Annotated in this window: 8 protein-coding genes; all 8 read left to right on the top strand. The window is 44.9% G+C overall.

The window, feature by feature from the left end:
• A partial coding sequence (locus VN379_RS22785; RefSeq protein WP_325538171.1) for a hypothetical protein occupies window positions 1–1,402 on the top strand: 1,402 nt, incomplete at its 5' end.
• A 255-nt stretch (window positions 1,403–1,657) separates the two neighbouring features.
• Entirely contained in the window at window positions 1,658–2,461 is an 804-nt protein-coding gene (locus tag VN379_RS22780; RefSeq protein ID WP_325538169.1) for an ABC transporter permease, read from the top strand.
• 13 nt (window positions 2,462–2,474) lie between these two features.
• Window positions 2,475–3,245, top strand: a complete 771-nt coding sequence (locus VN379_RS22775; protein WP_325538168.1) for an ABC transporter ATP-binding protein — start codon at window positions 2,475–2,477, stop codon at window positions 3,243–3,245.
• 23 nt (window positions 3,246–3,268) lie between these two features.
• Window positions 3,269–4,294 carry an ABC transporter substrate-binding protein gene (locus VN379_RS22770; RefSeq protein ID WP_325538166.1) on the top strand — a complete coding sequence of 342 codons (1,026 nt, stop codon included), beginning with the start codon at window positions 3,269–3,271 and terminating at the stop codon, window positions 4,292–4,294.
• A gap of 19 nt (window positions 4,295–4,313) precedes the next feature.
• Window positions 4,314–4,559, top strand: coding sequence for a ferredoxin family protein (locus tag VN379_RS22765; RefSeq protein ID WP_325538164.1), 246 nt, complete (start codon window positions 4,314–4,316; stop codon window positions 4,557–4,559).
• Window positions 4,552–6,234, top strand: a complete 1,683-nt coding sequence (locus VN379_RS22760) for an FAD-dependent oxidoreductase (protein WP_325538162.1) — start codon at window positions 4,552–4,554, stop codon at window positions 6,232–6,234. The genes VN379_RS22765 and VN379_RS22760 overlap by 8 nt, the downstream gene beginning before the upstream one ends.
• A 490-nt stretch (window positions 6,235–6,724) precedes the next feature.
• Window positions 6,725–6,988 carry a TM1266 family iron-only hydrogenase system putative regulator gene (locus VN379_RS22755; RefSeq protein ID WP_325538161.1) on the top strand — a complete coding sequence of 88 codons (264 nt, stop codon included), beginning with the start codon at window positions 6,725–6,727 and terminating at the stop codon, window positions 6,986–6,988.
• 68 nt (window positions 6,989–7,056) lie between these two features.
• Window positions 7,057–8,475: a [FeFe] hydrogenase H-cluster radical SAM maturase HydG gene (hydG, locus tag VN379_RS22750; protein ID WP_325538159.1), complete on the top strand. Its 1,419-nt coding sequence runs from the start codon at window positions 7,057–7,059 to the stop codon at window positions 8,473–8,475.
• Window positions 8,476–8,553 lie beyond the last annotated feature (78 nt).

The raw sequence follows: 8,553 nt of genomic DNA, 5'->3' as shown, positions 1-8,553 counted from the left end.
AAGACTGGCAGTGAATACGGTGGATGAGACCTATGGTTGGGGGCTTTCCGGAGATACCAATGAAACTGTTAAATCCGGCAAAGGCGGTGTTCTCAAAGACGAGGCCACTGCAATCGGGGTGGAAGGCAATAAAGTCACAGGCAAGAACGGGGATACCAGGGGTCATTGGTTTCAGGACGGCAGCCTTGACAACAAGATCCTGTTGATTCAGTCAAAGTATGAACGCGTAGACGGCAAGATCAATGTCTTAATCCCAGGCATTGAAATTCTTGACGCTAAAACCTGGGCGGTTACACATTCCGTCAATCAGCCAACAGACTGGCCGAGCATCAAAAATGTCTATGGCGTGGCCGGTGTGGGGAATTATCTCTACCCCATCGATTTTGACAATGCCAAAATCGCCAAAATCCCAATGACCGGCAGCTCCCCTTATGTGGAGGTTGCAGCCTATACCTTTACCAATCCGTCTTATCCCACCGATAAGAGCTACGGGGTGGCACTGAGTGTCGACCTTGCCAATAATAAGCTCTATGGATTGTTTATCACAGTTAATGATTTGATGTCACCAACTGCTAACTACCGGGAAAGCACGGTGGTCGAAATCGACCTGGCGACCTTTACCGAGCTCAGACGAACCAAACGGGTGTCAACTGTCGATGCCAGACTCAACCTGGGCCGCAATGCGTTTACGCTGGAGCAGCATGGCAGCAAGCTGCATGTCTGTAGTATCGGCGGGGTGCAGGGCAATGGTACGCCCAATACGGGTTCCAAGCTGGATATTATCGATCTCGCCAATACCAGTGATCCTACTGGTCTGGCGTTTACGACAGCATTTACGTTTGACGACTTGGTCTTGATTCTGGGAGAAGGGGCTGAATTGCGGGATATCACTTTTAGTGATGATGGCAGCGCTTATGTATTGGCCGGGTATTATCTTGCCGGTTACACCACCTTTAACGGCTATGTGCTTCAGTTACCTGCCGGTAATGTTGCCCCTGATTACGTGACCGGGGTTTATTTCTTCCCCACGGACCTCCCCAATCAAGGTTCGGTCTTTGCGGTTCTCGCCAATGGCAATAACCGCATTTGGTTAGCCAGGGGCATGTATGTTGACCTGTGCGCCCAGGATGTCAGCGGTTCTGAGGCCCTTGTTCCTATTGACACCAAAGCCACCTATGAGATCAACGGCCCGGCCAATACGTATTATCTCAATTCAGTCACCCTATATGGGGAAGACCCAACGGCTACACCACTTATACCGCAGGCTAAGCGCGGTTACCAGGCCCCGGCCTTTGCCTCCAATTCCGTGCGAGCCCTGTTCGAGCGGCAGCGGCTGATGCGGGAGGAAGAAGAAAAACGACAGGCCATCCGGGCGAGGATCGCTGCCAACAGAAAGAAATAATATAGTGCAATCCGGCACTGGTATGTTTGGCAGATATCTCTTTTGGACTTGTTTGGTAAAACTAGGTTGACATTTCGACAAAAATGTTGCTATAATCTACCTAATTAAACATTCTGTTCTGTGGTTGATCAGAAAGCTGAAGACCTAAAACGCACCATTACTATGGTGGTTTAGGTTTGTCAGCTTTTTTTATTTGTCTTAACCGCGTTAAGCATACATAAACAGATATCCCCAAGAAGTGTAGGAGTGAATAATGTGGCTTTAGAAACAGTGAAAGAAAAACAAATCTCCCGTAGAATGCCGCTTACCGGACTGGTTAACATTGCTAATAACGGTATTGTTCCTTTAACTTTGATTTTCTGCTGGTGGTATTTAAGCAGCAGCGGCATATTCCCCCCTATTTTAATGCCACCGCTAACCAAGATCTGGACTGCATTTACCAAGAACTTAACAAATGGGCTGCTGATAAAAGACTTAATCTCATCATTATCCATCGTTTTGCAGGGATACATTGGCGGCAGTCTGTTAGGGTTGACAGCCGGGATCTTAATGGGGATTTTTCCCAGGGTAAAGCGGTTATTTGATCCGGTACTTAATGGGCTGAGGCAGATTCCACCCTTAGCATGGATTCCGCTTTTGATCTTATGGTTTGGTATTGGCGATGCCTCAAAAGTAATTTTAATTGTTACCGGTTCCTTCTTCCCGGTTTTATTAAATACGGTGAACGGGATTACCGGTGTGCCACAAGGTCTGTTAGAATTTGCCAAGCTTTATAAAATCAAGAAAAGAGATATACTTTTTCGCATTTATCTGCCTGGGGCCTTATCGTCCATCTTCGTTGGGTTACGGCTCGGAGCCAGCACGGCCTGGATGTCCATTGTTGCGGCAGAAATGATTGCGGCTACCGCCGGCGTAGGGTACAGAATTAATGACGCCCGCAATCTTATGCAGTCTGATGTGGTCATCGTATACATGATTTTAATTGGTTGTATCGGCGGTATCATGGATTTCGTTATTAAAGCAATCGCCAGGTATGTGCTCAAATGGCAAAGAGCATAGGGAGGGACAGGACATGGGCTATGACTTACATATTAATGATTTGAGTAAAAGCTTTCAGGTTGGTGCTGATTCTATCCAGGTGTTAGATCATATTAATCTCGATATTGAGGAAGGGGAATTTGTTAGTATTGTTGGCCACAGCGGCTGCGGCAAAAGTACGTTGCTGAAAATTCTTGCCGGACTTGTTGACTATTCGGCAGGAACGGTACTTTGCGGCGAGCAGGACTTGCGTAAATCGACCGTACAAAGAGGCATGATTTTTCAGGATCACCGGCTGCTGCCGTGGATGACGGTTGAGGAGAATATTGGCTTTGGTTTATACGGTCTGGATGACAAAGAAAAGAAAGGCAGAGTACGTGAACATATTGAGCTTGTTGGTTTAACAGGGTTTGAAAAGGCGTATCCGCACCAGCTATCCGGCGGTATGGCCCAGCGGACGGCAATTGCCCGCGCGTTTGTACACAAGCCGGATATTTTACTCTTGGATGAACCTTTTGGCGCTTTAGATGCATTAACAAGAATTCAAATGCAAGATGAGGTACTAAAGATTTGGGAAAAGCAAAAAACGACGATGGTTCTTGTTACCCATGATATTGATGAAGCAATCTATTTAGGTGATCGCGTAGTCATTAATACCAATCGGCCGGCCTCAATCAAAAAAATCTTTAAGGTTGATTTGGAGCGTCCCCGGGAAAGAACAGGTTATCACTTTAGCTTACTTAAGGCGCAAATCATGCAAGAGTTTTTTGATTCGAAAAAACGTGATCCTGAGTATTATCTGTAAAAGAAAAAATGGAGGGAATTTTTATGAGATTGAAAATGATTTTGGCAGTTTTATTAGTATTCGGGGTACTTGTTGCCGGCTGTGCCGGTAAATCAAGTACAGCGGGCTCAGGCGAAACGACAAAACCCAGTGACAAAGTTGTGAAAATTGGTTATGTCGATAGTGGTAAATCCTTTCCCAATGATGCCTTTGCGATTGCCATCGAAAAAGGTTTCCTAAAAACAGAGCTGGATAAAGTAGGCTATCGGTTAGAGACAATACCATTTACAGGCGCGGGTCCGGCAATTAATGAGGCGATCGCCGGCAGTAGTATTGATATGGCAACGTCAGGTGATGTACCTGTTACAATTGCCAAAAGCAACGGGGTTGATACCGTTTTAGTCGCAGCAGAAGTGGGCTTTAATGATGCAGCCCTTGTGGTACCCAAGGATTCAGGCGCAAAGTCTATCCAGGATTTAAAAGGGAAAAAGGTCGCAACCCTCAAGGGTTCGTATATGCATAAAACGCTTGCCGATATGCTTACTGCCAATAATTTAACAATCAATGATATTCAGTTTGTCAACATGACATCCCAGGATGCAGCAGCAGCGATCATCAGTAAAACTGTTGACGCAGCAGTGCTTTCTGCAGTGCAGGAGGCGCAAATTGTTAAATCCGGGCAAGGGGCAATCCTGCTTTCGGGGGCTAACAACGCGGAGTGGAAAGGCAGTCACGGAATTATCGCCCGCAGTGTCTATGCAAAAGCCAATAAAGAAGCAGTTACCGCAGTGGTCAGTGCATTAATTCAGGCCGGTGAGTATGCAAAAGCAAATAGTCAGGAATCAATTACTATTCTTGAGAAATCAGGTTACCCGCTGGATGCCCTTACGCTGTTATTCCCTGATAAAAAAATTGATTTCAATGTAGTTGCCGGCGATAACGCCAAAAAAGCCTTTGCCGGCGTTGCTAACTTCTTATTTGCCAACGAATTGATTAGGGAGAAACCTGATCTGGATAAATGGATTGATAGCAGCTATTACCAGGAGGCCAGCAAATCCATCAAGAAATAATCAGAAAGAATGTGAGAATATGCCGCCAATTGTTGATGCGGGTAAATGTATAAAGTGTGGAAAGTGTGCTGAGATCTGCGGGCTTGATGTCTATGGCCCTACCAAAAAGAATGCGGTGCCGCTCCCCATCTATAAAGAGGACTGCTGGCATTGCAACGCTTGTGTCCTGGATTGCCCGGCACAAGCGATAACGCTGAAATTGCCTTTACAGATGTCATTATTATATCGAGAAGCAGTTGTTGCTGGGGGACGGAACCATGATTAAGATCAAGCAGGAAGTAGTGGACAGCGATGTCCTGGTAGTTGGCGGCGGTATCGCCGGTTTAATGGCGGCGATTGCCGCAGCTGACAATGGCGCAAAGGTTGTTCTTGCCGATAAAGGCGATACAAGAAGAAGCGGCTCAGGGGCTACAGGCAATGATCATTTTACCTGCTATATCCCCGAGTATCATCAATGTACAGTGGAAGAATATCTGGTCGAACACAACATGTCCCTTGTAGGCGGTAATGCCGATCCTAAAATCCAGGCCATCTTTGCCGAAAGATCCTTTGAGGTTGTCAAGGACTGGCATACATGGGGGATTGATATGCAGCCGCATGGCGAGTGGGAATTCAATGGGCATGCCTATCCGGGACGAAGAAGGATATTTTTGAAATATAATGGGTACAACCAGAAAAAGGTGCTTACTGACGAAGCCCTAAAACGGGGCGTACAGATTGAAAACAAAACCCCGGTTATTGAGTTTATTACAGATAGTTCCCATAAAATCATCGGTGCAGTAGGCTTGGATATTTCGGAGGCAGAACCTTCATTAGTCCTGTTCCGCACAAAAACAATTATTTCCGCTACCGGCAATACAAGTCGGTTATATCCATCAATTACCCCGACTAAGTTGTTTAATACAGCCCATTGCCCGGCTAACGCCGGAGCTGGGCGGGCCGCAGCCTACAGAGCCGGTGCCCGGTTGATCAATCTTGAAATTCCTAATACCCATGCCGGCCCTAAGTATTTTGAACGGTGTGGCAAAGCAACGTGGATCGGGATCTTGAATGACCCGGATGGAAAACCGGTAGGACCATTTGTTACCAAGCCCACCAGGGAGTTAGGCGATATTACGGCGGACGTGTGGCATTCTGTATTTACCGACAAAATGCAAAATGGCACCGGACCTGTGTACATGGACTGTTCAGAGACCTCGCCCGAGGATATGGAATACATGATGTGGGGCTTAGAGTGCGAAGGCGATACCTCGCTGTTGGATGCGATGGAACACGAGGGAATCGACCTTACCAGGCATAAGGTTGAATTTACCAGATATGAGCCGATCCTTATTGGCAGAGGTATAGAAATTGACGAACAGGCTGCTACCAATGTTGGCGGCTTGTATGCAGCCGGTGATGAAGTCGGAAACTTTCGGGCCGATATTTCCGGGGCAGCAGTTATGGGACGAATTGCCGGGGAAAACGCTGCCCGCTATGCCCAGACCAGTACGTTGACTAATGATCAACTGGCTGATAACTGTACTGTTGTTGAAAAAACAGCTTTTTGTAATGCTTTGTTATCCCGTGAGGCTGGAGAGCCCTGGCAAGACCTCAATGCAGCAATTCAGCAGATTATGAACGACTATGCCGGTGTGACCTTTGTACGTTCGGAAAAGCTTCTCACCACCGCACTGATTTACTTAGACCAGCTAGAGCAAAAAGCGAAAACAGCAATTGGCGTAAAAACATCCCATGAGTTGATGCGCGCATTAGAATGTTTTGATCTTCTGCAAATTGGCCGTTTGATTTGTATCACTGCCAGAGAAAGAAAAGAAACAAGGGGCTTACACAAGCGTTCGGACTATACGTTCACCAATCCGTTATTAAACGGCAAGTTTCTTACGATTGCTGAGGCCGAAGGTGAAACTCAGTTAAATTGGCGTGAGCAAATTAAATAAAGTGCACTATTCAATATAACACCTTGCTAACCTAGTAGGACAATAAGGGACGTCAGATTGTTTTCGCACAGTCTGACGTCCCTGGTGTTCCCTCTTGGAGCAGATAGGGGGCAGGCTTGACTTATAGCAAAATTTGCATTATTTCCTCTATATCTTTCATCAGCAAAATAAGTCAATTTTTTAAACAACTCAAGCCTGACCCCGACTTCCTGAAAGTTTGCGTGAAAATTCTTGTTATTTACCGGAAATCGTGTTAGACTGTATTCGTAAAGTGAGTTGTCGAAGATTGAATAAGTTTATTCTTTCTTGCAGCAAACTAGTCAAAGTATAAAGTTATCGTACTGATACATGAGGGTTAGTCCCGAATGAGAAGGCGAGAGAATAGGCAATGATCAGAAATATTTCGTTTGTGTTTCTGAGTATTTTGTTGTTCTATCCTTGTGCCTTTAGGGCGCAAGGATTTTTAATTTGTTGAGAGAGGAGCTATGTTATGGAACCCAGAATTGCGCTAATTGGAATTATAGTTGAAAATAAGGAATCGGCTAAAAAACTTAATGATATTCTCCACGATTATGGAGATTACATTGTTGGGCGAATGGGAATCCCTTACCCTAAACGTAACATTTCCGTAATAAGCATTGTCATGGATGCTCCCAATGATATTGTTAGCGCACTTTCCGGAAAACTGGGAATGATCCCTAATGTTAATATCAAAACAGTATATTCCAAGCTCTCGCCAAGTGCGGATAAATAACTTTGCTGTAATTTCTTTGACTAAAAAACCAGACTGATCTTAAAATATAATGCAAAGGGGTCTTAAGCTTGTATAATTGTAAATCGAAAATTGCCACTGAATTCATTGATGACCAGGAAATTCAGGATACCCTTACTTATGCTCAGGCTAACAAGAGTAATCGTGTATTAATCGAAAGTATTTTGGAACAGGCTAAAGATCACAAAGGATTGAACCATCGTGATGCTGCAGTTTTGCTTGAGTGTGACTTAGCAGATTTAAATGAACAGATGATGAGCTTAGCCAAAGAAATTAAACAAAAGCTTTACGGCAACCGTATTGTCATGTTTGCTCCGCTGTATCTGTCTAATTACTGCGTGAATGGCTGCGTATATTGTCCCTATCATCATAAGAACAAAAAAATCTCCCGCAAAAAGCTCTCTCAGGAGGATATTGCCCGGGAGGTAATCGCCCTGCAGGATATGGGGCATAAGCGACTGGCCCTGGAAACCGGTGAGGATCCTGTTAATAATCCAATAGAATACGTATTAGAAAGCATTGAAACAATTTATAGTATAAAACATAAAAATGGCGCCATTCGTCGTGTTAATGTTAATGTCGCAGCTACAACTGTCGAAAACTACCGTAAGCTTAAAGATGCCGGAATTGGAACATATATCCTTTTTCAGGAAACTTATAATAAAAAAATGTATGAAGAACTGCATCCAACAGGGCCTAAGCATGACTATGCATACCATACTGAAGCGATGGACCGTGCTATGGAGGCGGGTATTGATGATGTTGGCATTGGTGTATTGTTTGGTTTAAATTTGTACCGCTATGATTTTGTAGGATTACTTATGCACGCTGAGCATCTAGAGGCGGCTATGGGCGTTGGCCCACATACCGTCAGTGTTCCTCGTATTCGACCGGCGGATGATATTAATCCTGAGGATTTTTCCAATGCTATCTCAGAGGATACTTTTGCAAAAATTGTAACTGTGCTTCGAATTGCTGTACCATACACTGGAATGATAATTTCTACCCGCGAGTCACAAGCAACCCGTGAGCGTGTTCTGGAATTGGGTATATCTCAAATTAGCGGCGGATCAAGTACAAGCGTGGGAGGGTATGTGGAGAAAGAAGCAGAAGACGATAATTCTGCCCAATTTGAATTAAATGATACGCGTACACTGGATGAAATTGTAAATTGGTTGCTAAGCCTAGGCTATATACCAAGCTTCTGTACTGCCTGTTATCGTGAAGGTCGTACAGGAGACCGCTTTATGAGTCTCGTTAAATCCGGACAAATCGCGAACTGTTGTCAGCCCAACGCACTTATGACCCTTAAGGAGTATTTAGAGGATTATGCTTCTGCAGATACTAAAGCCAAGGGTGAGGTGGTCATTGCCAATGAAATTCCACGCATCACTAATGAAAAAGTACGTACTACTGCCATTGAGTATCTGGCCGATTTGACAGGCGGGAAACGAGACTTTCGCTTTTAGTATACGCAGGAGAGGACGATAAGGGACGTTCAAAAGGAACGTCCTTTATGTGGCCTTTCATTTTACAATGAACAAATG

The organism is Sporomusa sp. (assembly GCF_035561255.1).
Lineage (GTDB): Bacteria > Bacillota > Negativicutes > Sporomusales > Sporomusaceae > Sporomusa.
This window is presented reverse-complemented; position numbering and strand designations above follow the sequence as displayed.

Excerpts from the sequence above, each read along its gene's own strand:
- VN379_RS22775 (WP_325538168.1), top strand. The coding sequence starts at position 2,475 with ATGGGCTATGACTTACATATTAATGATTTGAGTAAAAGCTTTCAGGTT.
- VN379_RS22770 (WP_325538166.1), top strand. The coding sequence starts at position 3,269 with ATGAGATTGAAAATGATTTTGGCAGTTTTATTAGTATTCGGGGTACTT.
- VN379_RS22765 (WP_325538164.1), top strand. The coding sequence starts at position 4,314 with ATGCCGCCAATTGTTGATGCGGGTAAATGTATAAAGTGTGGAAAGTGT.
- VN379_RS22760 (WP_325538162.1), top strand. The coding sequence starts at position 4,552 with ATGATTAAGATCAAGCAGGAAGTAGTGGACAGCGATGTCCTGGTAGTT.
- VN379_RS22755 (WP_325538161.1), top strand. The coding sequence starts at position 6,725 with ATGGAACCCAGAATTGCGCTAATTGGAATTATAGTTGAAAATAAGGAA.